The organism is Brevibacterium sp. FAM 27836 (assembly GCF_051351055.1).
GTDB lineage: Bacteria > Actinomycetota > Actinomycetes > Actinomycetales > Brevibacteriaceae > Brevibacterium.
Genome location: NZ_CP195711.1, coordinates 1,170,395 through 1,195,146, shown reverse-complemented (window position 1 = coordinate 1,195,146; position 24,752 = coordinate 1,170,395). Strand labels below are relative to the sequence as shown.

The following is a 24,752-nucleotide window of genomic DNA, read 5'->3' as shown; positions in this document are numbered from 1 at the left end:
GTAGCATGTGAACATGACTGGACACGGTGGTCCGGGCCTGTCGAGGACGACAACGGTCCGATACGCGCTCGGCTCGCTGGGCACCGGCGGCTTCGCCACCCTACCCGGCCTCGTGCTCATCTACTACCTCACCGACACCCTCGGGGTCTCCGCGCTCGCCGCGGGTGCCGTCATCACGCTGGCGAAGGTGTGGGACGTCCTCATCGACCCGATCATCGGCGGGCTCAGCGACCGTGCCCTGCAGTCGAAGGGCACTCGTCGCGGCCCGATGATCCTCGGCGCCATCGGCCTGCCCTTCTCCTTCATCGCCACCTTCTCCGTCCCACCCGGTCTGCCGCCGGCCGCCGCAATGGTCTGGGTCTTCATCTCCTTCCTCCTCGCCGCCACTTGCTTCTCCCTGTTCCAAGTGCCCTATATCGCCCTGCCGGCCGAACTCACCCCACGCTATTCGGCACGCACCCACCTGCTGACCTGGCGCGTCGTCGTGCTCACCGCCGCCATCCTCATCTTCGGCGGGGGAGGCCCGGAGATCCGCGGCCTCGTCGACAACCCGTACCTGGGGTACTTCGCCATGGCCGTGGCCGCCGGCGTCCTCCTCTTCATCGGCACCTGGACGGCCACGACGATCGTGCCGGTCAGCCGACACGAGGACACACCGGCTCAGCCGGTCAGCGAACACACGCGCACGCCGGGCATCCCGGTGCTCGAGCACTACCGCAGCGGCTGGCGCACGCTCAAGGACAGCCAACACTTCCGCGCGCTCCTGGCCACCTTCGTCATCCAAGGGCTGACCACCGGTCTCATGCTCGCCGCGGCCCAGTTCGTCGCCCGCTGGCTGCTCGGTGACGAAGGGGCGGTGACGCTGCTCTTCGTCAGTCTCATCGCCCCGGCGCTCCTCGTCGCCCCCGTATGGAAGTCCGTGGCCGGCCGCCTCGGCAAAGAACGCGCCTTCGTCATCGCCAGCGCACTCTTCCTCGCGGCCAACCTCGCCTCCATCCCGCTGATCTGGGCTCCCGGCTATTGGATCATCGCCCCGATCGTCCTCGCCGGTGCCGCCTATGCGGGCATGCAGACCCTGCCGATGGCGATGCTGCCCGATGTCATCTCCGTCGACGCCCGCACCCACGGCGATCGAGCAGGCATCTTCGGTGGAGTCTGGACGGCAGGGGAGACCACCGGCATGGCGCTCGGGTCGACCGTGCTCACGATCGTCCTGGCCGTCACCGGCTACATCGAATCCACCGCCGAGGTCACCGTCGACCAGCCGGCAGCGGCCCTGCTGGGCATCGCCTTGGCGTTCTCGCTCATTCCGGCACTGCTCATGGTCGCCAGCTTGGTGACCTTGGCCCGGTACCGACTGCGCAAGGATGAGGTCGACCGTGAGTGATCAGCCGCGCCGCCATGGGGAACCGGCCGGGCCGCCTCGGCGCGGGCCCCTCGATCCACGGGCCGAGGAGATCCTCGCAACGCTCAGCCGGATGCGCACCGCCGACGCCCCCACCCACGGCGGCCGCGTCCTGTCCTATGTCTACGACCCCGGTCACGAGGTCCTCGACACGTTGGCTGGGGCGGCGATGGAATCCGCCCGCCCCCTCAACGGGCTTGACCCGCTGACTTTCCCCTCGATCGCGCGGATGGAGAAGGACCTCGTCCGCTTCGCCACCGGAATCACCGGCGGGACCCGGGGGAAGGTGTTCGGTTCGGTCACCAGCGGCGGCACCGAGTCCTGCCTGCTCGCCGTGAAAACCGCCCGCGACCTCTGGCGGCAGCAGAATCCGCACTCGGCTCGCCGGCCGCGGCTGCTCACCTCGGTGACGGTGCATGCCGCCTTCCAGAAAGCGGCGGCGCTGTTCGGCCTCGATTGGGATCCCGTTCCCGTGCCCGCCGACGGCCGGGTGCGTGCCGGTGAGATCATCGACCGCCTCGATGACGATGTCGCCCTCGTCGTGCTCTCGGCACCGGCCTACCCGACCGGAGCGATCGACCCCATCGCCGAGGTGGCCGGCCGCACCCGTGAACGCGGGCTGTCGCTGCACGTCGACGCCTGCTTCGGGGGACTGGCACTGCCGTGGTGGTCGGGTACGCAGCCGTGGAACTTCGCGGTGCCCGGCGTCACGAGCATCTCCGCGGACTTCCACAAGTACGGGTACGCGCCGAAGGGCGTTTCTGTGCTGTTGCACCGCGGCCGCCGCCGGCACCGCGCACAGTTCTTCGCAACGAACTCTTGGCCGGCCTATCCCGTGGTCAATCCCACGCTGCTGGGGTCGAAATCGGCATCCCCGCTGGCCGCAGCCTGGGCGGTCATCAATTATCTGGGGCATGACGGTTACGCCGAGGCGGTCGCCTCCTGCCGCCGGACCACCGAGGCGATCATCGCCGCGGTCAAGAACATCGACGGCCTGACCGTGTGGGGACGGCCCACCGGGCCGGCGCTCGCCCTCATCGCGGACCCGTCCGTGCCCGCCGGACGCCGGGTCGATCCGCATCGCCTGGCCGACGAGGTGCGGACGGCAGGGTTCATGCTCCAGCACCAGCCAGGTTACGCCCAGTCCGACGGCACGTCTCTGCCGCGCAGCGTCCACCTCACCATCACCCCGGTCACGGAGACTGTGATGCCCGATCTGCTGGCAGCCGTCTCCGGCTCGGCCGATCGGGTGCGGGGAAAGAGACCGCACTCGGCGGCATCGATTGCGAGGATCGCACGGGCGCTCTATCCACGGGGCAATCGGCCGAGCCCGGCGATGTGCGCCCTGCTGCTCAGGCTCGCAGGCACCGGCGGTGGTGTTCCCGGCAGGCTCGGGCCGCTCATGGCGCTCATCGAAGCCCTGCCGACGGCCGTGACCGAGGCGCTGCTGACCGAGCTGCTCGCCCGCGCCAGCGAAGACTGAGTCGACGAACGCAGGGACTGAGCTCCACGGTCCGGCTCACACCAGCGACTGCTGATACTTCCCCGGACTTATCCCGACCAAGGAGGTGAACGCGAGGATGAACGAGCCGGGGTTCGCCCACCCGCATTCGGCGGCAGTGTCATAGACGCTCATCCCGTCGGCCAGTCGCAGCAGCGCACGGTGGACCCGCAGCTCGGCCCTCCACTGGCGGAAGGTCATCCCCGTCTCCTGCTGGAACAGGCGGGACAGCGTCCGCTCACTCGCGCCGACCCGGTGACCGAGTTCAGCCAGGGAGACGGGGGTCGACAGATCCTCCTCGACAAGCTTCGTTACGGCCAGGAGTCGATCATCGTGCGGTTCGGGCAGGTGCAGCGGCTGTTCGCCGGTGGCCGAGAGCTCATCGATGACGACGAGGCGCAGGCGATCCGTGCTCGCCTTCTCCCGCCGTCTGGGCCCGGTGAGTGCGAGCATCGCCTCCCTGGCCAGCGGCGTCGTCGCCAGCACCGCCGGATGCGGCACCAGTGATGTGGCCATCGACTCGGGCAGGAAGACGACGCGCATGTCGGTCGCCCCATGTGCGCGGTGCTGATGTTCGAACTCCGCGGGCACCCAGACGACGCGATTGGACGGAGCGATCCACGAGCCGTCCCTCGTCACCAGCGACAGCACGCCGGTCGCCGGGTAGACCAGGTGGCCGAGCGCATGGGTGTGGGCCGGGGTGCGCTCATCGTGGCCGAGCAGGTGGATGAGTTCCGGACTGAGCGATTCGTGGCTGAATTTGTTCATCTGCCGTCAGTTTAACGGTTCCCCGCCGAGGCGGTTCGCGATTGAATGGTCGAGCACTGACCGACTGCGCGACGACGAAGGACGAAATGAAGAGATCCGACCCGAATGCGAACGAGGAGCTCTCCCTCACCGAGCACGGCACCACGCTCACCGATCCACCTCAGCGGAGGATGACGAGCGGACGGGGCAGAATCTCTCTGCTCGTCCTGGGCGCCGGGCTCATCCTCATCGGTCTCAACCTGCGCATCGGCGTCGCCTCGGTCGGGCCGGTGCTCGGTGACATCCTCGGCGATCTTCACCTGAGTGCGACGGTGGGGAGTCTGCTGACGACGATCCCGGTCTTCGCCTTCGGCGCGTTCGCGTTCCTCACTCCGGGACTCACGCGCCGATTCGGCGTGCACCGGGTGCTCGGCCTCGTCATGATCATCCTCGCCGCCGGCATTGCTCTGCGTCTGCAGCCGAGCCTGCTGGCGCTGTTCTCCGGAACGGTGCTCGTGGGCGCGGCGATCGCCGTCGGCAACGTCCTGCTGCCCACGGCGATCAAGAGCGATTTCGCCCACCGGGTGGGCCTGATGATGGGCCTGTACTCGACGGCTCTGTTCCTCGGCGCCTCGGCGGCCTCGGGCCTGACCGTCCCGCTGCTGCCGATCGTCGGCGGCTCCTGGCGCTGGGCTCTGGGGATCTGGGCTGTCCCCGCGGTGCTGGCCGCACTGCTGTGGATCCCGCAGATGCGTCGGCGCCCCGGCCGCCTCGCAGGGACGGTCGCCGGCCATGACGGTGCAGCAGACGCTGCCAGCGAAGCCGGTGAACCGCCGTTCCGCTCGATACTGACCGACCCGATCGCCTGGGCGGTCACCGGCTTCATGGGGCTGCAGTCGATGAGCTACTACGCCGCGCTGACCTGGGTGCCCTCGATCCTGCAGGACAGCGGGATGCCCGCCGACGAAGCAGGCTGGATGCTGTCCTTCTCCGCATTCCCGGCGATCATCACCTGCCTCTTCGCCCCTGCGGCGGCGCAACGGCTGCGGCCGCGCTGGCTCGGCGTTGCTGCCGCCTTCGTCCTCACTGCTGCGGGGTTTGCCGGGCTGCTGGTGGCTCCCACGGGCGGCGCCTATGTGTGGATGACGCTGCTCGGTCTGGGACAGGGTGCGACGATCAGTCTGTCGTTGTCCTATATCGTGTGGCGTTCGCCCGACGCTCATCACACCGGGCACGTGTCGACGATGGCGCAGGGCTTCGGCTACCTCTTCGCCGGCCTCGGTCCCATCGGCATCGGCTGGCTGCACACAGTGACCGGGTCCTGGACCGTCCCGCTCATCACCTTGCTGGTGCTGCTCGTGGTCCAGCTGGTCATCGGCGGTTTCGCCAGCCAGGACAGACACATTCGGGCACGTGGCGCGCATTCTCGCGAGGTCGTGCTGCGCGGGTGAATCGTCGCAGCCGGCAGGATGTGGGAGGGCCCTCGCCGAGGAGGCGGGCATACACTGGGTGCATGTCTGCGGCACCCGTCGACGACCTCACCCGCAGCCCGCATCCGCGTCTGCGGCCCTATGTCGGTGACTACGTCGGCTACGACATCTCAGGCGTCCCCGCGGGGACGCACCTGGGTCTGCCCTCGGGGGCGATGACCTTCATCGTCTCGATCGGCCAGCCGCTGCGCCAGTCGGATCCCGAGACCGGAGACGTCGAGGACTTCGATGTCCTGCTGGCGGGGCTTCATCTGCGGGCGACGCACATCCGGCACAACGGCACGATGGCCGGAATCCAGATCAATTTCACGCCCTTCGCTCCGCGGGTGTTCTTCGCAATGCCGGCGGTCGACTTCGCTCACCGCACCTACGACCTCGGCGAGGTCTCGGCTCCGATCGCCGCCGAGCTCCATGAGCGCGTCAACGACGCGACGAGCTGGTCCGCTCGGTTCGATGCCATCGACGAGGTGCTGCTGCGGGTCATCGATGAGGAAGCGCGGCCTCGAGCGGAGGTGCTCGAATCATGGCGGGAGATGGCAGCCAGCCGTGGACGGCTTCCGGTCTCGCTCCTCGCCGATCGCATCGGGTGGAGCAGACGGCATCTCAACGCCCAGTTCCGTGCCGAGTTCGGCATCGGGGTCAAGGAGGCAGCCCGTGTCATGCGCTTCGATCGTGCCCGGAGGATGATCGACCCTCCTGGTGCTTCGCTGGCCGAGATCGCGACGGTGTGCGGCTATGCCGACCAATCCCATCTCAACCGCGATTTCAAGATGCTGACCGGAACGAGTCCTCGACAGTGGCTGAAAGAGGACCCGATCGTCAGCGGCGGCAGTTCCCATTTGTCCAAGACCTCGCCGAGGCGGTCGATCCACGATAGAGGCAGCGGGCAGCAGAGAGCTGTCCGCTGAGGATCGAACTCTAGGAGCTGACATGTCGAATGGAACCGCAGCGAACATCTGGCCGACGTTCCGCTATCGGGACGCGAAGGCCGCAATCGCCTTCCTGTGCGAGGCCTTCGGATTCGAGGTCGTGGTCGAGTACACGAACGCCGAGGATTCGCAACGGGTCGACCACGCCGAACTGGCCTGGCCCCAAGGCGGGGGAATCATGCTCGGCTCGGTCCGCGATGACGGGGGAGTGATGACGAAGACCGGTGTTGCCTCCGGCTCGGTCTACATCGCCACGGACCGTGTCGAGGAGCTTTATCATCGTGCGATCAGTGCCGGGGCCACCGAAGTCATGGGCTTGACCGAACAGGACTACGGGTCACTCGACTTCAGCGTCCAGGACCCCGAGGGCGTGCTGTGGAGCTTCGGCACGTATCGGGGCGCTGGGAGGCAGTGATCACTCCACCCGCGCGCTGACTCCCTCGGCCCAGCGGTAGGGGCGGGTGGCGAGCAGTGCACCGATCGATCGTCGCAGCCTGGACACCTCGGCGCGTACCGTGACCAGCCGGTCGGAGTCACCGTAGAGCGTCCCGCTGAGTTCTGCGGCACTGATGCCGGCTGTCCCCGCCGAGGTGACCGCCTCGAGGATCTGTGCGTGGCGGGGCGTAAGCGGAACAGTCAGCGGATCCGCCCCTGAGTGGACCTCGAGCACGGCAGGGTCGGAAGAGAGCCGGAGCACCACTGCCGCCTGGCGGTCTCCGGAGGGCCGGAGCAGCCAGCCTCCGGTGATCCTCTCGGGCAGGCAGAGCCCGGCTCCCGGGATGAGGATCGTGCGGTCCGGTGAGGGCACCTCGATTCGGTCGCGGCTCCTCACCCCCTGCTGGTAGGCGACCCAGCCGGCGTCGTCGACGACCAGAGCAGGACCCTGAGAGCCCTGCAGCATCGTCGACATGCGATCACGGAGGCTCGACAGCTGTTCCTGCTGGATGATCAGCAGCCGCGCCTCGGCGAGACGAACAGCGGTGTTGACCAGGGTCTGCACCGTCGGATGCAGAGTCAGTGCAGGACCGCTGATGTCGACGATTCCCAGCAAAGTGCCGTCGGTGGGGTCATGGATCGGAACCGCGCTGCAGTACCACGGGTGCTGTGAGGATTCGAAGTGTTCGGCAGAGAACAGCTGCACGGGCGATTCCTCAGCCAAGGCCGTGCCGATGGCGTTCGTCCCGACGACCGATTCCGACCAGTGCGCACCCTCGACGAAGCCCAGACCATCGGCCTGGCGACGGGCGACGGTGGCTCCATCACGCCAGAGGATGACACCCTCGGCATCGGTGACGACGAGGATGAAAGTCGCGGCGTCCGGAGCCTGGAGGAGCACTGTCTTCATCTCGTCGATGATCAGGCGCAGCTTCGACCGCTGCCTGCGTGCCTCGACATCCGCCTCGGCGGCGACAAGCCTCCGATTGCCGCCTGCAGGATCGAGGCCCAGGCGCAGCATCCGATCCCACGAGCGCTTGACGAGCGCGCGCGGTTGCACCGGCGGCGAACCACCGGTGATCACGGCATCGTGAATGCGTGTCAGATCCCTGGCGAGGTGTGCCAGGTCGGGCTGAGGCATGTCTTGAGTATAGGGGCGGTCCTCGCGCATGGCCATGCAACTTGATGCAACTCTTCCTTCCGGGGCCGGCCGCACATAGCTTGGACTCACACAGCTCAACGAAGAGGAGTGATCATGACAACGACGATCGAACGCCGGCAGCTGACTGCAGACGACATCGCCACCGAGTGGTTGAACGAATTCGAATCGGCTCTGCGGGCCCGGGATATCCCGGCCGCGGCTGGACTGTTCGCCACGGCCAGCTACTGGAGAGACCTGGTGTCCTTCACCTGGAACCTCAAGACCGTGGAGAACCCCGAAGGGGTCACCGACCTGCTGACGCACAACCTCGAGCGCGTCTCGCCCATGAACTTCGAACTCAGCGAACCCGCCGCGGAAGCAGATGGGGTGACCGAAGCCTGGTTCACCTTCACCACCTCGGTGGGGCGGGGCAAGGGACTCGTCCGTCTCATCGACGAGGACGGCACCAAAGCGTGGACCGTCCTGACCTCACTGCAGGAAATCGCCGGACACGAAGAGCCGCGCGGCACCCGCCGCATCATGGGCGCGGAGCACGGAGTCGATCCCGAGCGGAAGAGCTGGTCGGAGAAACTCGCCGAGGAGGACGCCTCCTGGGGAAAGACCGCCGACCCGTACATCCTCGTCGTCGGCGGGGGACAGGGCGGAATCGCTCTGGGCGCTCGCCTTCGCCAGCTTGGAGTTCCCGCCCTCGTCGTCGACCGGTGGGAGCGGCCGGGCGACCAGTGGAGGTCACGGTACAAGTCGCTGTGCCTGCACGATCCTGTCTGGTACGACCACCTGCCGTACCTGAAATTCCCGGACAACTGGCCGGTGTTCGCACCGAAGGACAAGATCGCGGATTGGCTGGAGTTCTACACCAAGGTGATGGAGATCCCGTACTGGTCCTCGACGACGGCCAGCTCGGCGAGCTATGACGAAGACGCCGGTCAGTGGACGGTCGACGTCGAGCGGAACGGGGAGAAGCTCACGCTGCGCCCCACTCACCTGGTCATGGCCACCGGCATGTCGGGCAAACCGAACATCCCCACGTTCCCTGGCGCTGACGTGTTCAAGGGCGAGCAGCAGCATTCTTCGCAGCATCCCGGCCCCGATGCCTACGCGGGCAAGAAGGTCGTCGTCATCGGGAGCAACAATTCGGCCTTCGACATCTGCGGCGCACTGTATGAGAACGATGTCGACGTCACCATGGTGCAGCGTTCGAGCACGCACATCGTCAAGAGCGATTCGCTCGTGGATATCGCGATGGGGGACCTGTATTCCGAGCGCGCGTTGGCCAAAGGTGTGACGACGGAGAAGGCGGATCTCATCTTCGCCTCGCTGCCTTACCGGATCATGCACGAGTTCCAGATCCCGCTCTACGACCAGATCAAGGAACGCGACAAGGACTTCTACCAGCGGATGGAGAACGCCGGGTTCGAACTCGACTTCGGTGATGACGAATCCGGGCTCTTCCTCAAGTATCTGCGCCGCGGCTCCGGCTACTACATCGACGTGGGATCCGCCGAGCTCGTCGCCGACGGCAAGGTGAAGCTCGTCAAGGGGCAAGTCGACCACCTGACCGAGAACTCAGTGGTTCTCGATGACGGCACCGAGCTGACTGCCGACCTCGTCGTCTATGCCACCGGCTACGGCTCGATGAACGGGTGGGTGGCAGACCTCGTCGACCAGGAGACGGCCGACAAAGTCGGCAAGTGCTGGGGACTGGGCTCGAACACCGCGAAGGACCCCGGCCCGTGGGAGGGTGAAGAGCGCAATATGTGGAAGCCCACGCAGCAGGAGAACCTGTGGTTCATGGGCGGCAACCTCCACCAGTCACGGCACTACTCGCTCTACCTGGCCCTGCAGCTCAAGGCCCGTCACGAAGGGATCGACACCCCGGTCTATGGTCTGCAGGAGGTGCACCACCTGAGCTGAGGTGCAGTCGACGGCCGCGGGAACTTCAGGTAGTTCCGGACGATCTGTGCTGAAGTTGGCGCACAATTTCAGCACAGATCGTCCGGAACTTGATTTCGGCTCCCGTCGCGAGGGGTTCGGCTCCGGCGGCGAGGGCAAGGCGAACCGACGAGAACCCCGATGCCTCACCCCGATCGGCCACCGCCTGGACGAGAGCGGGACGCGAGCCCGAGGTGGTGCCGGATCTGAGTCTCAAGCTGTCGGTAGTCGACGTTGCTTGTCACGTGGAGGACGGTCCATCCCTCGGCCCGTAGCGCTTCATCGCGTTTGAGGTCGTTTTCCCTCTGTCGTTTCGACTGGAAGTGGTGACCGCCTTCGTACTCCAGAGCGAGTAAGGCTTCGGGGTACCCGAGATCCGGTTCGACGATGCGCCCGAGACTGCGGCTGGGGACTTTCGGATGGACGACTGGTTCGGGAAGGCCGACCGCAACGGCCCACAGACGCAGATCCGTCTCCGGTGGAGAGTCGACAGTCGGACGAGCGAGATCGACCGCCTCGATGAGGTGCTGTCGTTGGCGGACGAAGGGGCGTCCGCGAACAGAGACGCGAAGCTCATCGAGGCGGATCTGCGGCGGTCCGTGCCAATTGCCGGCGGCAGCGTCGATGACTTTCACTAGATCGCGTTGGAGCAAGTCGCCGGCGATACCGATGATGACGTCCTCAGGTGCGAGGATCGGCAGCCCGAACCACCGCTTGACCGACATCGACGTCATCCGACGCAGAGTGATCTCGGAGAGTCTGATTCGTGAGTTCGGGTTCGTGAGCGAGACGTGGAGGTGCGAATCCAGCCAGTTGGACGGAAGCGGCCATCCATAGAGCCTCGCGGCCAATGCGTGACTGGCAGCGATGGCGGGGTAGAGGAGGAGAGCAGCGCGGAGTCTCTGTGCATCGAAGCGCCATGCGGCGTCGGCCCAGACCGGTGCCGCGCACCGGTCGAACTTCTCGAGGTCCATCCTCACGCCCGGGAGCACCTCCTCGTAGCGCTTCGAATGGTAGAGACTGTGCCGGGTGATTCCCCGTTCTGCATGGTCCCGTGTACGGAACACCTGCGGAAAGTCATGCATCTGCCAGCGGACGTCATCGGACATAGACGACAGCATCGTCGACCGGGCGAGGAAACAGAATAGGAAGAATCTGGCCTGTGGATGAAGAATCACCGTCCACAGGCAACGCTGCGCGAGTCAGGAGGGAGCCGTCAGCCGAGTTCCGGACGATCTGTGCGGGAATTTCGGGCAGAATTCCGCACAGATCGTCCGGAACTCTTTGCTCGCATCGCAAAAGAGCCTGGGGGGGTGCCCCTATGGTTTTCGTCAAGGGGTGACCAAGATTTCTTCGAATAGTCTTGCCGGCTGATGCTGGGCAGGACTGATTGGTCCGGGACGCAGTCTCGGACTGGACGTGGGTGCTTCGGAACCTGTCTACGCGGCAGTGGCCTCCATCGGTACGTGGAAATAGGAACCGTCACGCAGCATCGCGAACAATACGTTGCAGCGTCGACGAGCCAACGCGATCAGAGCCTGGTTATGCTTCTTGCCCTGGGCACGTTTCCGGTCGTAGTACGTCCTCGACAACGGGTCTTTCAACGCTGCGAATGCCGAGAGGAATAGCGCCCGTTTGAGGACTTTGTTGCCACGGCGGGACGAATGATCACCACGGATCGACGTCCCCGATCGCCACGTCACCGGTGCCAAACCGGCGTAAGAGGCCAAGTGCCCGGCAGTGGCGAAGTCCTTGCCCACGACCTCGGTCAGGATCCTCGCCGCTGTCCTGACGCCGACTGCCGGCATCGATGTCAGGAGCTCGAAAAGAGGATGCGATTCCACCAACTCCTCGATCCGTGCAAAGACCTCGTCCCGCGACGACCTCGTCTGAGCCAAAGCTGTGGCCAGTTGCGGGAGAACGATCCCTGCCGCATCGGTGCCCGCGACCACCACAGTCTGCTCGTCCAAGGCGGCGAAGATCGCTGTCGCCCAGCGTTTCCACGCTCGTGGAGCGTGTTTGGCCAGCAGCGTCTCGACCCGGTGCTTGCCGGCCCGACGTAGAGCCTTCGGTGTCGGGTACTTCACCAGCAGCGCCGTCATTGCAGGATGGTCCAGGTGGGCACCGATGACGGCTTCTAGTCCGGGGTGTATCTGGGTGAGTAGGCCCCGGATCCTGTTCGACGTGGCCGTGGCTTGTTTGGCGAGGTCATCGTCGTAGCCACACAGCATCGACAGTTCCGCGACGTTTTCATCGCTGACCCGAATCCCGCGCAGGGTATGTGGCATGGTGCGGGCGGCTTCAGCGATGATCGCGGCATCCCGGGCATCGGTCTTTGCCTCTCCTGGGTGCAGGTCCGCGATGCGGCGCATCGCCAACCCGGGGAGGTAGGCCACGGTGACGCCGGCTGCTTGTGCGACGGCGACGGGTAGGGCTCCGATCGTGGCGGGCTGATCGACGACGAGCAGGAGTGTCCCGTGGGTGCGGAGCTTGTCGATGAGTGCTCGGAGTTTTGCTTCGTTCTGGGGCAGGGCCTTCGACAGTAGTTGGGTGCCGTCCCTGGCCAGCGCCACGGCGTGGTGGTCGTGTTTGCCGACATCGATGCCGATGAATACGTCAATGGTGTCGTGGTTGGTGATCATGTCACTCATCTTCTTCGACTGGTGTGACTGCGGTTGTGAGTGGTTCGGCTGGCCGGTGGTGCTGGGTGGCTCCGGGGTTCGGCATCCACGTTACGGTCGGGCTCGAGGCATGTGTTCTGCCAGTGGTTCTGGCCCCTATCAGCGATTTCCCTGGTGCCTTCGAACCTCGGTGACAACACCCCCCGGATCATGACGACTGGGGGCATGAATCATGCCGAGGTCCTCAGGCCTGGACTGTGTCAAGTTGTTTCGACAGGAGAACACTATTTCCTCAAGCAGCCCGGTCGGCTGCCGATGATTCCGTCTCGGTGCGATCGAAGAACGACTCCATCGCCCGGGCAGGGACCTCATAGCCCAACGCCGAGTGACGCCTCTTCCGGTTGTAGAACACCTCGATATACTCCGCGACCGCCAGCCGTGCCCTTGCGCGAGTAGCGAATCGCTGACGATGGAACATCTCATTCTTCAACGAAGCGAAAAACGCCTCCGCGACCGCGTTGTCCCAACACACCCCAGTCCTGCCCACTGACAAGCGAACCTGCATCAATCGTGCGACTTCCGCATACTCCGCAGAGGTGTACTGGCTGCCTCGATCCGAATGCGCTATTGCGCCCTCGGCAACGTATCCGCCCTGGTAGGCGACCTTAAGAGCATCGATGATCAGACTCGTGCGCATATGCTTCGCCGTCGCCCACCCCACCACCATCCGGGTCGTGAGATCGATGACCGTGGCCAGGAACAACCACCCCTCACCCGTCTTCAGATAAGTGATGTCGCTGACCAGATGCGTCGTGGGTACCGGCGGGTTGAACTCCCGCCGCACCAGATCCGCCCTGTCCTGGGCATCGGCGGCAGGGATCGTGGTTCGCTTCGTTGCCCGGGGTTGGACACCCGCGATCCCGAGCTCGCGCATGATCGCAGCGACCAACCCCAGCGAAACGGTGATCCCTTCGGCTGCGAGATCCTTGTGGATCCGGCGAATGCCGTAGACCTTGTTCGACGCCAACCACAGGGCGTAGACCCGGTCGGCGACGATCTGGCGGCGACCACGCCTGGACTCAGGGTCCGGTTCGGTGTCCTGCCGGTTCTTCCACGCATAGTAGCCGGTGCGCTCAATTCCCAGAATCTGGGTCATCAAGGTGACGGGGAAGGCGCCTTCTTCGGTGTGGATCAGCTCGTACTTCGCGCTCACGGCTGTTCCTTCGCGAAGAAGGCCGCGGCTTTTTTCAAGAACGCGTTCTCCTGCTTCAAACGAGCGATTTCCTTGGCCATCTCGGCCGGGTCATCACTGTTGGCGTCGGGAGCGCGTCGAGCTGATCCGGAGCCGGTTCCTTCAGTGCCAGTGGCCTTCGCGACCCACCGGCCCAGCGTCGACTCGTTGATGTCGAGGTCGCGGGCGACTTCGGCTCGGGACTTCCCGAGGTCGGTGACCATCGCGACGGCGTCGGCCTTGAACTCCGAGGTGAACTCTCTGCGGGGCCGCCGCGGGGATTGGTTGGTAGTCATGTGCAGCAGTTTCCTTTCATCGGGTTCTGCTGTCTACTCAAATCATGACACCCCAGCCAGCGACCCCTTCTATCCTGACGGATGTTGAGGCTACTTAAAAGGTAACGGGGTGCCCCTATGGTTTTCGTCAAGGGGTGACCAAGATTTCTTCGAATAGTCTTGCCGGCTGATGCTGGGCAGGACTGATTGGTCCGGGACGCAGTCTCGGACTGGACGTGGGTGCTTCGGAACCTGTCTACGCGGCAGTGGCCTCCATCGGTACGTGGAAATAGGAACCGTCACGCAGCATCGCGAACAATACGTTGCAGCGTCGACGAGCCAACGCGATCAGAGCCTGGTTATGCTTCTTGCCCTGGGCACGTTTCCGGTCGTAGTACGTCCTCGACAACGGGTCTTTCAACGCTGCGAATGCCGAGAGGAATAGCGCCCGTTTGAGGACTTTGTTGCCACGGCGGGACGAATGATCACCACGGATCGACGTCCCCGATCGCCACGTCACCGGTGCCAAACCGGCGTAAGAGGCCAAGTGCCCGGCAGTGGCGAAGTCCTTGCCCACGACCTCGGTCAGGATCCTCGCCGCTGTCCTGACGCCGACTGCCGGCATCGATGTCAGGAGCTCGAAAAGAGGATGCGATTCCACCAACTCCTCGATCCGTGCAAAGACCTCGTCCCGCGACGACCTCGTCTGAGCCAAAGCTGTGGCCAGTTGCGGGAGAACGATCCCTGCCGCATCGGTGCCCGCGACCACCACAGTCTGCTCGTCCAAGGCGGCGAAGATCGCTGTCGCCCAGCGTTTCCACGCTCGTGGAGCGTGTTTGGCCAGCAGCGTCTCGACCCGGTGCTTGCCGGCCCGACGTAGAGCCTTCGGTGTCGGGTACTTCACCAGCAGCGCCGTCATTGCAGGATGGTCCAGGTGGGCACCGATGACGGCTTCTAGTCCGGGGTGTATCTGGGTGAGTAGGCCCCGGATCCTGTTCGACGTGGCCGTGGCTTGTTTGGCGAGGTCATCGTCGTAGCCACACAGCATCGACAGTTCCGCGACGTTTTCATCGCTGACCCGAATCCCGCGCAGGGTATGTGGCATGGTGCGGGCGGCTTCAGCGATGATCGCGGCATCCCGGGCATCGGTCTTTGCCTCTCCTGGGTGCAGGTCCGCGATGCGGCGCATCGCCAACCCGGGGAGGTAGGCCACGGTGACGCCGGCTGCTTGTGCGACGGCGACGGGTAGGGCTCCGATCGTGGCGGGCTGATCGACGACGAGCAGGAGTGTCCCGTGGGTGCGGAGCTTGTCGATGAGTGCTCGGAGTTTTGCTTCGTTCTGGGGCAGGGCCTTCGACAGTAGTTGGGTGCCGTCCCTGGCCAGCGCCACGGCGTGGTGGTCGTGTTTGCCGACATCGATGCCGATGAATACGTCAATGGTGTCGTGGTTGGTGATCATGTCACTCATCTTCTTCGACTGGTGTGACTGCGGTTGTGAGTGGTTCGGCTGGCCGGTGGTGCTGGGTGGCTCCGGGGTTCGGCATCCACGTTACGGTCGGGCTCGAGGCATGTGTTCTGCCAGTGGTTCTGGCCCCTATCAGCGATTTCCCTGGTGCCTTCGAACCTCGGTGACAACACCCCCCGGATCATGACGACTGGGGGCATGAATCATGCCGAGGTCCTCAGGCCAGCGACCCCTTCTATCCTGACGGATGTTGAGGCTACTTAAAAGGTAACGGGGGCGACAGCCTGGGGCCGGGATCCCAGATCAGAGTCCGAGGCGCGTGAGGACCCGTTTGACGTGGTCAAGCGCCTCGTCCTGTGAGAGACCGAAGTTCTGATTGAAGTACATGCCGTCGCCGATGAGTTGGATCGTCATCGCCAGGTCCGCATCGCCGAGGTGGTTGTTGAGCGCGTCGAACCACGCTTCCCGGGTTCTGCGCAGAGCCGCCTTCGCGCCCTCGTTTTCCAAGGCCAGGCACCCGGCCGCGATGAGGCTGCGGTCGAGGGGAGTGCCGACCTCTGCCGAGGTCTCGAGGTAGTAGTAATGGAGGCGCTCGCCGGCGGCCTTCATGTCTTCGACGTCCTCGGCGACGAGGCGGTCGAGTCTCTCGAGACTGCCTTTGATGAGCTCGGCCTTCGACCCGAAATGATAGAGCAGCCCGCCCTTGGAGACTTCGGCCTTCGCGGCCACCGCGTCGAGAGTCGCGCCCGAAGTGCCGAATTCGTCGAGCAGGGTCTCGAAGGCGTCGAGCAGCCTCTCCTTCGTTGCGGTCGGATTGCGTGCCATGACTATGAGCCTAGTCGATGGCGCGGTCGGGTGAATCGGTGCACCGGTTCGGCGAATACAGCCTGTGCACTTCCCGAGCATCTCGCTCCTAGCGCCGCCAACACTTCCCAACTGTACCGTCCAGACGGTACAGTTGGGTGAATGACGACGACGCTGATTCCACAGCTGCGCGCCGGCCGGCGCGAATGGGCCGGCCTGGCTGTGCTCATGATCCCCGTGCTGCTCATCTCCATCGACAACACGGTGCTCGGATTCGCCATCCCGGCCATCAGCGTCGGCCTGCATCCGACGGGAGTCCAACTGCTGTGGATCGTCGACATCTACGCCCTCATGCTCGCCGGACTGCTCGTGGCGATGGGCAGCCTCGGCGATCGGCTCGGTCGGCGTCGACTGCTCATCATCGGCGCGGCCGGCTTCGGGGCGGCGTCTCTGCTCGCGGCGTTCTCCATCTCGGCGGAGATGCTCATCCTCGCTCGTGCGCTGCTCGGAGTCTTCGGGGCCACCCTCATGCCCTCGACGCTTTCGCTCATCCGCAACATCTTCGCCCACGAGCGTGACCGGCGGGTGGCCATCGCCACCTGGGCGGCGATGTTCTCCGGTGGCGCGGCACTCGGCCCGATCCTCGGCGGAATCCTCATTGAACACTTCCACTGGGGTTCGATCTTCTTCATCAACATTCCGCTCATCGCCGTCTTCATCCCGGCGGCTCTGTTGCTGCTGCCCGAATCGCGGGACCCGAATCCGGGCCGCATCGACCCGGCCTCGATCCTCCTGTCGATGCTCGCGCTGGCTCCCTTGGTCTTCGCCCTCAAGCACGCGATGACCGCGGGCGCTGACATCCTCTTCTGGCTCACCCTCTCGGTGGCCATCGTCGCGGGAGCAAGTTTCGCACTGCGCCAGCTCGCACTGCCGACTCCGATGCTCGATGTCCGACTGTTCGCGAACTCGGTCTTCACCTCCGCGGTGGCCTCGAATCTGCTCAGCGTCATGGGCCTGGCCGGATTCCTCTACTTCGGCACCCAGCTGCTCCAGCTCGTCCTCGGCCTCACCCCGGTCGAAGCCGCGCTCGTCCTCATCCCCGGGCTCGTGACCTCGATCGTCTCCGGCTACCTCGTCGTGCCGATCGTCACCCGCATCGCCCCGCGCGCAGTCGTTCCCGCCGCACTGCTGCTCAACGCCGTGGGCATGGGCATCGTCGCGTTCACGGGCGAGCACACCGTGACCGGAATGCTGATCGCGTTCCTCATCCTCGGCGTCGGACTCGGCGCGGCCGAGGTGGTCACCAATGACCTCATCCTCGCCGCGGTCCCGGCGAACAAGGCCGGGGCCGCCTCGGCGATATCGGAGACCGCCTACGAGTTCGGTTCGGTCATGGGCACGACCGTCCTCGGCGGGCTCTCGACCTTCGTCTTCGGATCGGCCTTGGCTTCGGAGATCGGTGCGAAAGCGGGCCAGCCGCAATTCGACACCTTGGGTTCGGCTCTCGAATACACCGCCGAAACGGGAGGCGCGACCGCCCACCGCATCGCCGAGGCGGCCCTGTCCTCGTTCGAGACAGGAGTGCAGTGGGCCGCCGGTGCGGCCGTCGTCCTCGTCCTCATCGCCGCGGTGCTCACGAGCTTCGGGCTGCGAGGTGCCGGACGGCTCCTGCCCGGAGCCGACGCCGAGGCAAACGACGAGGCGACCGCCCCGTAATGGGTCGGCCGCCTGGTCGCTGCGAGGAATGCGGCGAAGCCGCGGAGACGAATCAGCGCACCGCATCCTTCGCGGAGGAGAGCATCTCCTGCGTCGCCTGCTTCTGACGCCTGCGGGCAAGCACACGGCCGATGCCGGTGTAGAGCAGGGCGGCGATGAGCACGAGGTAGATGACGATCGTGATCGGTGAGGACACGAGCGTCGATGCCTCACCGCCGGAGGCCAGCAGCGCATCGCGCAGGTTCGACTCGGCCAGGGGACCGAGGACCATGCCGATCATCAGCGGTGCCAACGGCACTCCGTAGCGTTTGAGCACGAAGCTGATGATGCCGATGCCCAGGAGGATGAGCAGCTCGAACGTCGACGCCGAGGTCGCGTAGATGCCCAGACCGCAGAACACCGCGATGCCGCCGTAGAGGTAGGGATCCGGGATCTTCAGCAGCTTCGCCCACAGAGGAGCGAAAGGCAGGTTGATGATGAGGAGGACGATCATCGCCACGAAGAAGCTCGCGAGCAGACCCCATACGAGTTCGGGGGAGCGGTCGAAGAGCAGCGGACCGGGCTGGATGCCGTACTGACGGAACGCGGCGAGCATGATCGCCGCGGTCGCGGAGATCGGCAGCCCCAACGCGAGCAGCGCACCCATGGCGATGCCCGTCGTCGCCGAACCGGCCGCCTCGGGGCCGGCGAGACCACGGATCGCTCCCTTGCCGAACTGCGGGTCGGCCCGCCGGGCATCGAGCTTGCGCTCGAGCCCGTACGCCATGAACGTCGGCACATCGGCACCGCCGACGGGGATGACGCCGAAGGGCAGACCGATCGCCGTGCCGCGCAGCCATGCCGGCAGCGCCTCACCGAACTCCTTGCGGGAGAGGAAGGGCCGACCCGAGGAGTTGACCGTGTTGTCCTTGGCCTGACGGCGGATGCGTGAGGCGATGAAGAACACCTCGCCGAGGGCGAGCACGCCCACGGTCACCGTGACCAGGGAGACGCCGTCGAAGAGCTCGGGCACTCCGAAGGTGAAGCGTTCCGTGCCCGAGACCGAGTCGATGCCGATGACGGTGAAGCCGATGCCCAGCACGAGCGCAGTGAGCCCCTTGAGCACCGAATCGGCGACCACCGAGGAGGTCGCGACGAAGGCGAAGAGCGCGAGGGCGAAGAACTCGGCGGGACCGAAGCTCGTCGACAGATCCGCCAATGCCGGGGCGACGAAGACGACGAGGAAGCAGGAGATGAACCCGCCGATGAACGCACCGATTGCGGCCGTGGCCAGAGCCTGCGGGGCCCGCCCGGCCTTGGCCATCTTGTGGCCTTCGAAGGTCGAGGCGATCGCCGAAGCCTGCCCCGGAGTGTTCATGAGGATGGCCATCGTGGAGTCGCCGAAGAGCCCACCGAAGTAGACGCCGGCGAACATGATGAAGGCGCCGGTGGGATCGAGTGCGAAGGTCATCGGCAGCAGCAGCGCCACCGCCATCGACGACCCGAGGCCCGGCAGCACGCCGACGGCGGTGCCGAGGAAGCAGCCGACGAGGACCCACAGCAGGTTCATCGGAGTCAGAGCATGTGTGAAGCCTTCGAAGAGGGACATGAGAGCGTCCATATCAGAAGCCACCTCCCAGGATTCCCGAAGGAAGGTTGAGCCCCAGCATCACCGCGAAGGCGATGTAGACCAGGGATGAGAACGTCAGCGCCACAGTGAGGTCGAACAAGGGCTTCTTCGAGCCCATCGACCTCGCCACGCACCAGAACAGAAGCGCGGCGGCAATGATCCACCCGGCGAACTCGAGGATCAGCGCGAAGGCGGCGAAACCGCCGGCGCCCCAGGCCAGGGATACGAAGTCGCTGTGCGTGCGGTGCTTCGCATCGGCCGCCCGAGCTGCGGCCAGAGCCTTGCGGTCGCCTGCCGGTTCGTCCTCTTCATGAGGGGACAGGCGCGATGCCGAGACCGCCGCAGTGACCGGGGTAGAGAACGCGGTGTCCTCCTCGACTTCTGCCGGCACCTCGTCGTCGACGTCGACCGGTTCCGGATTGCGGATATAGGCGATGACCAGCAGGATCGTCAGTGCATATCCGACGATCATGATGATCATCGGGAAGAACTGCGGACCCGGTTTGTCCACATCCTCGGCGACGTCCATCGTGAGGCTGCCGACGAGGAGATAGGTCGAGAAGGCTCCCATGATGAGCGGAACGATCAGCCCCGATCGTCCCTGCCACCAGGTGCCCGCGCCGAGGCGGTTCGTCCGTTCCGTATTCGTTGCTGTCTGTGCGCTCACAGTCCCAACTCCTTCAGCAGCTTCTCTACCCGGGAGCTGTCTTCCTTGATGAATTCGGTGAACTCATCACCGGTCAGCCACACGTCGGTCCACTTGTTCCGATCGAGGGCGTCCTTCCAAGCCGCGCTGTCGCGGGTCTTCTGCAGCACCTCGAGCAGCTGGGAGGATTCGGCGCCGGTGATTCCGGGCGCCCCGAGCCAGCCGCGCCAGTTCGTCAGCGTCACTTCGTAGCCCTGTTCGGACATGGTCGGCACATCGTCGAAGCCCTTGATCCGCTCCGGAGCGGCGACACCGATGGCTTTGACGCGTCCGGCTTCGATCTGGTCGGAGACTTCGTTGAAGCCGCAGGACGCGAAGTCGGTGGTGCCCGAGAGCAGCGTCTGGATCGCCTCACCGCCGCCGGACTTCGGAATGTAGGTGATGTCGGAAGCGGGGATCCCGCCGAGGAGTGCGAGCTGAGCGATCGTGAGATGGTCGACGGAACCGGCCGAGCCGCCCGTCCACACGAATCCCTTCGGATCCTTCTTCCACGCACCGACGACATCGTCGATCGTGTTGTGCGGGGAGTCTGCGGCGGCGATGAGGACGTCATAGTCCTCGGCCACGCGGGCCAGCAGGGTGGTGTCAGCGAAGCCGACGGGCGATGCGTTCAGTGCGATGCCGCCGACCATGGCTGTGCCGGTGGCCAGGATCGTATCCGCCTGACCGTGCATGGTCGAGAACTTGCCGAGACCGATGGTGCCGCCGGCTCCGGGAATGTTGACGACCTGCGCGTTGTTCGCCAGTGCCTCGACGCGCATGGCCTGCTGAGTCTCCCGGGCGAACCCGTCCCAGCCGCCGCCCGCCCCGGCCGGAGCGATGAGGGTGAGGTTCGATGACAGATCGCCCTGGGCCGAGGCGGCCTTGAACGAGTAGGTCGTCGCCGTGCCGATCGCCGCCAAGGCGATCGCCCCGTAGGCGAAGCGACCGAACATTCGTCGTGAAAGATGTGAGGGTTCGGCAGTCGAATCCTCGGGAGGTGGCGCCTGTGGCACGGACTTCTCCTTTGAAGGCAGGTGTGATGTGAGACTCACCTTAAGGTGGTGCGCTGACGCGGCGCCTGCTTATGCTCACTCTGCGCGTTCTGCTCATTGAGCGCGTTAAGCGCATTCTGCTCGTCGGGGGCCTGCAAGGACGTCGCGAAGGTGCAGCCGGGCACGCCTCGGTCGACGAGTCTGCCACTAGGGTGGACTCATGAGCGAAACTTCCGGTGCGGCAGTCCCTGAATCATCCGAAACTCCGACGGCCTCGTCCGTGTCTTCCAAGTCCGAGTCCTCGAAGCCTGCGAGCCCGACCTCGGCGCCGGTGGCGAAGAAGGTGCCCGTCGAGCGCACCCACCACGGACATACCTTCGTCGATGACTTCGAATGGATGCGGGAAAAGGACTCGCCCGAGGTCATCGCGCACCTCGAGGCGGAGAATGCCTGGACCGCGGCGCAGACCGCTCATCTCGAAGGCCTGCAGGAATCGATCTTCACCGAGATCAAGACCCGCATCAAGGAAACCGACATGTCCGTGCCCAACCGGCGCGGCGGCTACTGGTACTTCTCTCGCACGAAGGCGGGCCTCGACTACGGCATCAGCGTCCGCGTCCCGATCTCCGGGCCGGAGGACTGGACCCCGCCGACGGTCGGCGAGGACGAGCTGCCCGGTGAAGAAGTCGTCTTCGACTCGAACATCGCCGCCGAGGGGCAGGAGTTCTTCTCACTCGGATCCTTCTCGCTCTCCGACGACGGACGGTGGCTGCTCTACGGCGTCGACACCACCGGAGACGAACGCTATACCTTGCGACTGCGGGATCTGGAGACCGGTGACGAACTCGACGACGTCATCGAGGGCACCTTCGCAGGAGCCTCGCTCGATCCCAGCGGCCGCTTCGTCTTCTACACCACGGTCGACGACGCCTGGCGGCCGGAGAAGGTGTGGCGCCATCGCGTCGGCACGGCAGCGGGGGCAGACACCTGCATCTTCGAAGAGCCCGATGAACGCTACTTCGTCGGCTCCGGGTTCTCCCGTTCGGGCACGATGATGTTCGTCGTCACCGGGTCGAAGACGACCACCGGCTACTGGAGCATCAGCGCCGACGACCTCGAAGCCGAACCGCAGGAAGTCTGGCCGCGCGTCGAAGGCGTCGAATACCACGTCGAACACGCTGTCATCGGCGGTGAGGACCGGTTCCTCATCACCCACAACCGCAACCGCGACGACTTCGAACTCGTCGACGTCCCCGCAGCCGACCCGACGGCGGAACCGCGGCCCGTCCTCGCCGACATCGACGGCATGCGCATCGAAGACGTCGACGCCTTCGCCGACTTCATCGTCCTCAGCTACCGCCGCGGCGGCTTCGCCCGCGTCGGCACCATCGCGCTCACCCCGGACGCCGACACGCCCTATGCGGCACTGCAGGAGCTGCCCTTCGGTCGAGAGACCGGAACCCTGATGCTCTCGGCCAACCCCGAGTTCGCCCAGACCGCCATCCGGCTGATCTTCACCTCCATGTCGACTCCGTCTGTGCTCTACTCCCACAGCATCGCGGACGGCACTGACACGGTTCTCAAGCGTCAGCCCGTGCTCGGCTCCGTCGAACTCGACAAGTATGACGAGACCCTGCTGTGGGCTCGCACCGAGGACGGCACCGAGGTGCCGATCTCGGTGGTCTACCGCACGGACCTGCAGCGCTTCGCCGATCAGGGCACAGCCGCCTCGGCGCCGGAAGAGCCGTCACCGCTCGTCCTCTACGGGTACGGCTCCTACGAAGCGAGCATGGACCCGTATTTCTCGGTCTCCCGGCTGTCGCTGCTCGACCGCGGAGTCGTCTTCGCCATCGCCCACGTCCGCGGCGGCGGAGAGATGGGCCGACACTGGTACGACCAGGGCAAGACCACCGCGAAGAAGAACACCTTCACGGACTTCATCGCCGCCGCGCACCACCTCGTCGACGCGGGATGGACACGACCGGACCGGCTCGTGGCCACCGGCGGATCGGCCGGCGGACTGCTCATGGGCGCGGTCGCGAACATGGCTCCCGAGCTCTTCGCTGGAATCAGCGCGCACGTGCCCTTCGTCGACGCGCTGACCTCGATCCTCATGCCCGAACTGCCGCTGACCGTCATCGAATGGGAGGAATGGGGCGATCCGCTGCACGATGAGGACGTCTACGACTACATGCGGTCCTATTCCCCGTATGAGAACGTCGCCGAGGCCGCGTATCCGAAGATCCTTGCCGTGACCTCGCTCAACGACACCCGGGTCCTCTACGTCGAACCCGCGAAATGGGTCGCCCGGCTCCGCGAAGTCGGGGCGAACGCCCTGCTCAAGACGGAAATGGTCGCCGGCCACGGAGGCGCCTCCGGCCGCTACGACGCCTGGAAGGAGACCGCGTTCGACTTCTCCTGGATCCTCGATGTCCTGGGACGAACGGATGTCGAGATCGAGCCCTGATGGGACGTCTGTCGCCGGAGATAACGATACTGGGACGATTGTCTCCAAAAGCCGCAATCGGCACCCGGTGTCAGTGCCGGGCAATAGAGTGGATATCATCACATTCGACGTGATGTGCGTCATGGTCTCAGAACGGTCTGAGGCCAGGTGACACATCATTCATCTGCATCGCCCTACCCTCTCGCGTGCGAGGGGAGGCGGTGCCGAATGCAGAATTCGTGACGGATCCGCACCGGCGGACCGAAATTCCGAAAGGGAGAAGAATGCGTCTCAGGAAATTGGCCACAGCGATTGTGGCGGTCGGTTCGATTCTTGCGGTTTCGGCCTGCTCCGGCGGAGAGGGCGGTGACGGCGGCGGCAAGGACGACTCGTTCGCCATCGGTGTCTCGCAGCTCGTGCAGCACCCGGCGCTCGACGCCGCCACCGAAGGCTTCAAGAAGTCCTTCGACGATGCCGGCGTCGACGTGGACTGGGATGTGCAGAACGCCCAGGGCGAACAGGCCAACGCGACCTCGATCGCCCAGACCTTCGCCAACGACGACCTCGACCTCGTGCTCGCCGTCGCCACCCCGGCCGCCCAAGCCGCGGCTCAGGCGATCACCGACAAGCCCGTGCTCTTCACCGCCGTCACCGACGCCGAGGAAGCCGGGCTCGTCGACTCCAGCGACAAGCCCGGCGGCAACGTCACCGGCACCTCCGACCTCAACCCGGTCGAAGAGCAGCTCAAGCTCGTCAAGGACGTCAAGCCCGATGCGAAGACCGTCGGCATCGTCTACAGCTCCGGTGAGGTCAACTCGCAGGTGCAGGTCGACCTGGCGAAGAAGGCCGCGAAGGACCTTGATGTGAAGATCAAGGAAGCGACGATCGCGAACTCGAGCGAACTCGCCCAGGCCGTGGAGTCACTCGGCAAGGTCGACGCCTACTACGTGCCCACCGACAACAACGTCGTCTCGGCCGTGTCGACCATGGTTCAGGCGGCAGAGAAGAACAAGGCTCTGCTCGTCGGCTCCGAAGCCGGCCAGGTCGAATCCGGGGCAGCGATCACCCGCGGCATCGACTACACGAAGCTCGGCGAACAGACCGGCGAAATGGCTCTCAAGATCCTCCAGGACGGAAAGAAGCCTGCCGAGATGCCGGTCGAGACCAGCTCGAACCTCGAGCTCGTCGTCAACCCGAAGGCCGCCAAGGCCCAGGGCGTCGAAATTCCGCAGAAGCTCATCGACGAAGCCGACAACGTCATCGACTGACCCTCGTCGGCCACACCCCGTGACCCGGTGCGCGGA

At 65.3% G+C, this 24,752-nt stretch carries 19 protein-coding genes; 9 read left to right on the top strand and 10 right to left on the bottom strand.

Going from position 1 to position 24,752, the window contains the following annotated elements:
* The first annotated feature begins 13 nt into the window (after positions 1–13).
* Together ACSE4D_RS05515 and ACSE4D_RS05510 are read left to right on the top strand one after the other, a co-directional pair.
* Entirely contained in the window at positions 14–1,387 is a 1,374-nt protein-coding gene (locus ACSE4D_RS05515; RefSeq protein ID WP_436326735.1) for an MFS transporter, read from the top strand.
* Positions 1,380–2,888 carry a pyridoxal phosphate-dependent decarboxylase family protein gene (locus ACSE4D_RS05510; protein WP_436326734.1) on the top strand — a complete coding sequence of 503 codons (1,509 nt, stop codon included), beginning with the start codon at positions 1,380–1,382 and terminating at the stop codon, positions 2,886–2,888. Before ACSE4D_RS05515 ends, ACSE4D_RS05510 begins: the two co-directional genes overlap by 8 nt.
* A 36-nt stretch (positions 2,889–2,924) precedes the next feature.
* Here the strand turns inward: ACSE4D_RS05510 and ACSE4D_RS05505 are convergent, their stop codons facing one another.
* A complete protein-coding gene (locus ACSE4D_RS05505; protein WP_436326733.1) occupies positions 2,925–3,674 on the bottom strand; it encodes an AraC family transcriptional regulator in 750 nt (249 codons plus the stop codon).
* Positions 3,675–3,760: 86 nt separating this feature from the next.
* Between ACSE4D_RS05505 and ACSE4D_RS05500 the strand changes: the two genes are divergently transcribed.
* The 3 genes from ACSE4D_RS05500 to ACSE4D_RS05490 all read left to right on the top strand — a co-directional run bounded on the left by ACSE4D_RS05500 (position 3,761) and on the right by ACSE4D_RS05490 (position 6,487).
* On the top strand, positions 3,761–5,104 hold the full coding sequence (locus ACSE4D_RS05500) for a CynX/NimT family MFS transporter (RefSeq protein ID WP_436326732.1): 1,344 nt from the start codon (positions 3,761–3,763) through the stop codon (positions 5,102–5,104).
* A gap of 62 nt (positions 5,105–5,166) precedes the next feature.
* A complete protein-coding gene (locus tag ACSE4D_RS05495) occupies positions 5,167–6,051 on the top strand; it encodes a helix-turn-helix domain-containing protein (RefSeq protein WP_436326731.1) in 885 nt (294 codons plus the stop codon).
* Between the two features lie 22 nt (positions 6,052–6,073).
* On the top strand, positions 6,074–6,487 hold the full coding sequence (locus ACSE4D_RS05490) for a VOC family protein (RefSeq protein WP_436326730.1): 414 nt from the start codon (positions 6,074–6,076) through the stop codon (positions 6,485–6,487).
* Here the strand turns inward: ACSE4D_RS05490 and ACSE4D_RS05485 are convergent, their stop codons facing one another.
* Positions 6,488–7,648 (bottom strand): GAF domain-containing protein, encoded by a 1,161-nt coding sequence (locus ACSE4D_RS05485; RefSeq protein WP_426936700.1) that lies wholly within the window; start codon positions 7,646–7,648, stop codon positions 6,488–6,490. It abuts the gene before it with no gap.
* Positions 7,649–7,762: 114 nt separating this feature from the next.
* On the opposite strand from ACSE4D_RS05485, the gene ACSE4D_RS05480 reads away from it, so the two are divergent.
* Entirely contained in the window at positions 7,763–9,583 is a 1,821-nt protein-coding gene (locus ACSE4D_RS05480; protein ID WP_135542253.1) for a flavin-containing monooxygenase, read from the top strand.
* Between the two features lie 164 nt (positions 9,584–9,747).
* Here ACSE4D_RS05480 and ACSE4D_RS05475 read toward each other — a convergent pair whose 3' ends face one another.
* The 5 genes from ACSE4D_RS05475 to ACSE4D_RS05455 all read right to left on the bottom strand — a co-directional run bounded on the left by ACSE4D_RS05475 (position 9,748) and on the right by ACSE4D_RS05455 (position 16,018).
* Positions 9,748–10,710, bottom strand: a complete 963-nt coding sequence (locus ACSE4D_RS05475) for an endonuclease domain-containing protein (RefSeq protein ID WP_240690081.1) — start codon at positions 10,708–10,710, stop codon at positions 9,748–9,750.
* A 330-nt stretch (positions 10,711–11,040) separates the two neighbouring features.
* Positions 11,041–12,243 carry an IS110 family transposase gene (locus ACSE4D_RS05470; protein WP_426936256.1) on the bottom strand — a complete coding sequence of 401 codons (1,203 nt, stop codon included), beginning with the start codon at positions 12,241–12,243 and terminating at the stop codon, positions 11,041–11,043.
* A 271-nt stretch (positions 12,244–12,514) separates the two neighbouring features.
* Positions 12,515–13,749, bottom strand: a protein-coding gene (locus tag ACSE4D_RS05465; RefSeq protein ID WP_436326729.1) for an IS3 family transposase whose coding sequence is annotated in 2 segments (ribosomal slippage) — positions 12,515–13,464 and positions 13,464–13,749 — 1,236 coding nt in all. Because the reading frame shifts where the segments join, the coding sequence is not laid out codon by codon here.
* 235 nt (positions 13,750–13,984) lie between these two features.
* Positions 13,985–15,187, bottom strand: coding sequence for an IS110 family transposase (locus ACSE4D_RS05460; RefSeq protein WP_426936256.1), 1,203 nt, complete (start codon positions 15,185–15,187; stop codon positions 13,985–13,987).
* Between the two features lie 309 nt (positions 15,188–15,496).
* The gene (locus tag ACSE4D_RS05455) at positions 15,497–16,018 is read right to left on the bottom strand and encodes a TetR/AcrR family transcriptional regulator (RefSeq protein ID WP_135542468.1); all 522 of its coding nucleotides are present in this window, start codon (positions 16,016–16,018) and stop codon (positions 15,497–15,499) included.
* A gap of 141 nt (positions 16,019–16,159) precedes the next feature.
* Between ACSE4D_RS05455 and ACSE4D_RS05450 the strand changes: the two genes are divergently transcribed.
* Positions 16,160–17,713: an MFS transporter gene (locus ACSE4D_RS05450; RefSeq protein WP_436326728.1), complete on the top strand. Its 1,554-nt coding sequence runs from the start codon at positions 16,160–16,162 to the stop codon at positions 17,711–17,713.
* Positions 17,714–17,765: 52 nt separating this feature from the next.
* Here the strand turns inward: ACSE4D_RS05450 and ACSE4D_RS05445 are convergent, their stop codons facing one another.
* Genes ACSE4D_RS05445 through ACSE4D_RS05435 form a run of 3 tightly spaced genes read right to left on the bottom strand, consistent with a single transcriptional unit; the run spans position 17,766 to position 21,023 of the window.
* Entirely contained in the window at positions 17,766–19,313 is a 1,548-nt protein-coding gene (locus ACSE4D_RS05445; RefSeq protein WP_436326727.1) for a tripartite tricarboxylate transporter permease, read from the bottom strand.
* A gap of 1 nt (position 19,314) precedes the next feature.
* A complete protein-coding gene (locus ACSE4D_RS05440; protein ID WP_436326726.1) occupies positions 19,315–19,989 on the bottom strand; it encodes a tripartite tricarboxylate transporter TctB family protein in 675 nt (224 codons plus the stop codon).
* Entirely contained in the window at positions 19,986–21,023 is a 1,038-nt protein-coding gene (locus tag ACSE4D_RS05435) for a Bug family tripartite tricarboxylate transporter substrate binding protein (RefSeq protein WP_436326725.1), read from the bottom strand. Before ACSE4D_RS05435 ends, ACSE4D_RS05440 begins: the two co-directional genes overlap by 4 nt.
* Before the next feature lie 199 nt (positions 21,024–21,222).
* On the opposite strand from ACSE4D_RS05435, the gene ACSE4D_RS05430 reads away from it, so the two are divergent.
* Positions 21,223–23,469 (top strand): S9 family peptidase, encoded by a 2,247-nt coding sequence (locus ACSE4D_RS05430; RefSeq protein WP_436326724.1) that lies wholly within the window; start codon positions 21,223–21,225, stop codon positions 23,467–23,469.
* A gap of 263 nt (positions 23,470–23,732) precedes the next feature.
* Complete coding sequence (locus ACSE4D_RS05425; protein ID WP_436326723.1) at positions 23,733–24,716, top strand: ABC transporter substrate-binding protein; 984 nt, start codon at positions 23,733–23,735, stop codon at positions 24,714–24,716.
* Positions 24,717–24,752 lie beyond the last annotated feature (36 nt).

Excerpts from the sequence above, each read along its gene's own strand:
- ACSE4D_RS05515 (WP_436326735.1), top strand. The coding sequence starts at position 14 with ATGACTGGACACGGTGGTCCGGGCCTGTCGAGGACGACAACGGTCCGA.
- ACSE4D_RS05505 (WP_436326733.1), bottom strand. The coding sequence starts at position 3,674 with ATGAACAAATTCAGCCACGAATCGCTCAGTCCGGAACTCATCCACCTG.
- ACSE4D_RS05500 (WP_436326732.1), top strand. The coding sequence starts at position 3,761 with ATGAAGAGATCCGACCCGAATGCGAACGAGGAGCTCTCCCTCACCGAG.
- ACSE4D_RS05495 (WP_436326731.1), top strand. The coding sequence starts at position 5,167 with ATGTCTGCGGCACCCGTCGACGACCTCACCCGCAGCCCGCATCCGCGT.
- ACSE4D_RS05490 (WP_436326730.1), top strand. The coding sequence starts at position 6,074 with ATGTCGAATGGAACCGCAGCGAACATCTGGCCGACGTTCCGCTATCGG.
- ACSE4D_RS05485 (WP_426936700.1), bottom strand. The coding sequence starts at position 7,648 with ATGCCTCAGCCCGACCTGGCACACCTCGCCAGGGATCTGACACGCATT.
- ACSE4D_RS05480 (WP_135542253.1), top strand. The coding sequence starts at position 7,763 with ATGACAACGACGATCGAACGCCGGCAGCTGACTGCAGACGACATCGCC.
- ACSE4D_RS05475 (WP_240690081.1), bottom strand. The coding sequence starts at position 10,710 with ATGTCCGATGACGTCCGCTGGCAGATGCATGACTTTCCGCAGGTGTTC.
- ACSE4D_RS05470 (WP_426936256.1), bottom strand. The coding sequence starts at position 12,243 with ATGATCACCAACCACGACACCATTGACGTATTCATCGGCATCGATGTC.
- ACSE4D_RS05460 (WP_426936256.1), bottom strand. The coding sequence starts at position 15,187 with ATGATCACCAACCACGACACCATTGACGTATTCATCGGCATCGATGTC.
- ACSE4D_RS05455 (WP_135542468.1), bottom strand. The coding sequence starts at position 16,018 with ATGGCACGCAATCCGACCGCAACGAAGGAGAGGCTGCTCGACGCCTTC.
- ACSE4D_RS05450 (WP_436326728.1), top strand. The coding sequence starts at position 16,160 with ATGACGACGACGCTGATTCCACAGCTGCGCGCCGGCCGGCGCGAATGG.
- ACSE4D_RS05445 (WP_436326727.1), bottom strand. The coding sequence starts at position 19,313 with ATGGACGCTCTCATGTCCCTCTTCGAAGGCTTCACACATGCTCTGACT.
- ACSE4D_RS05430 (WP_436326724.1), top strand. The coding sequence starts at position 21,223 with ATGAGCGAAACTTCCGGTGCGGCAGTCCCTGAATCATCCGAAACTCCG.
- ACSE4D_RS05425 (WP_436326723.1), top strand. The coding sequence starts at position 23,733 with ATGCGTCTCAGGAAATTGGCCACAGCGATTGTGGCGGTCGGTTCGATT.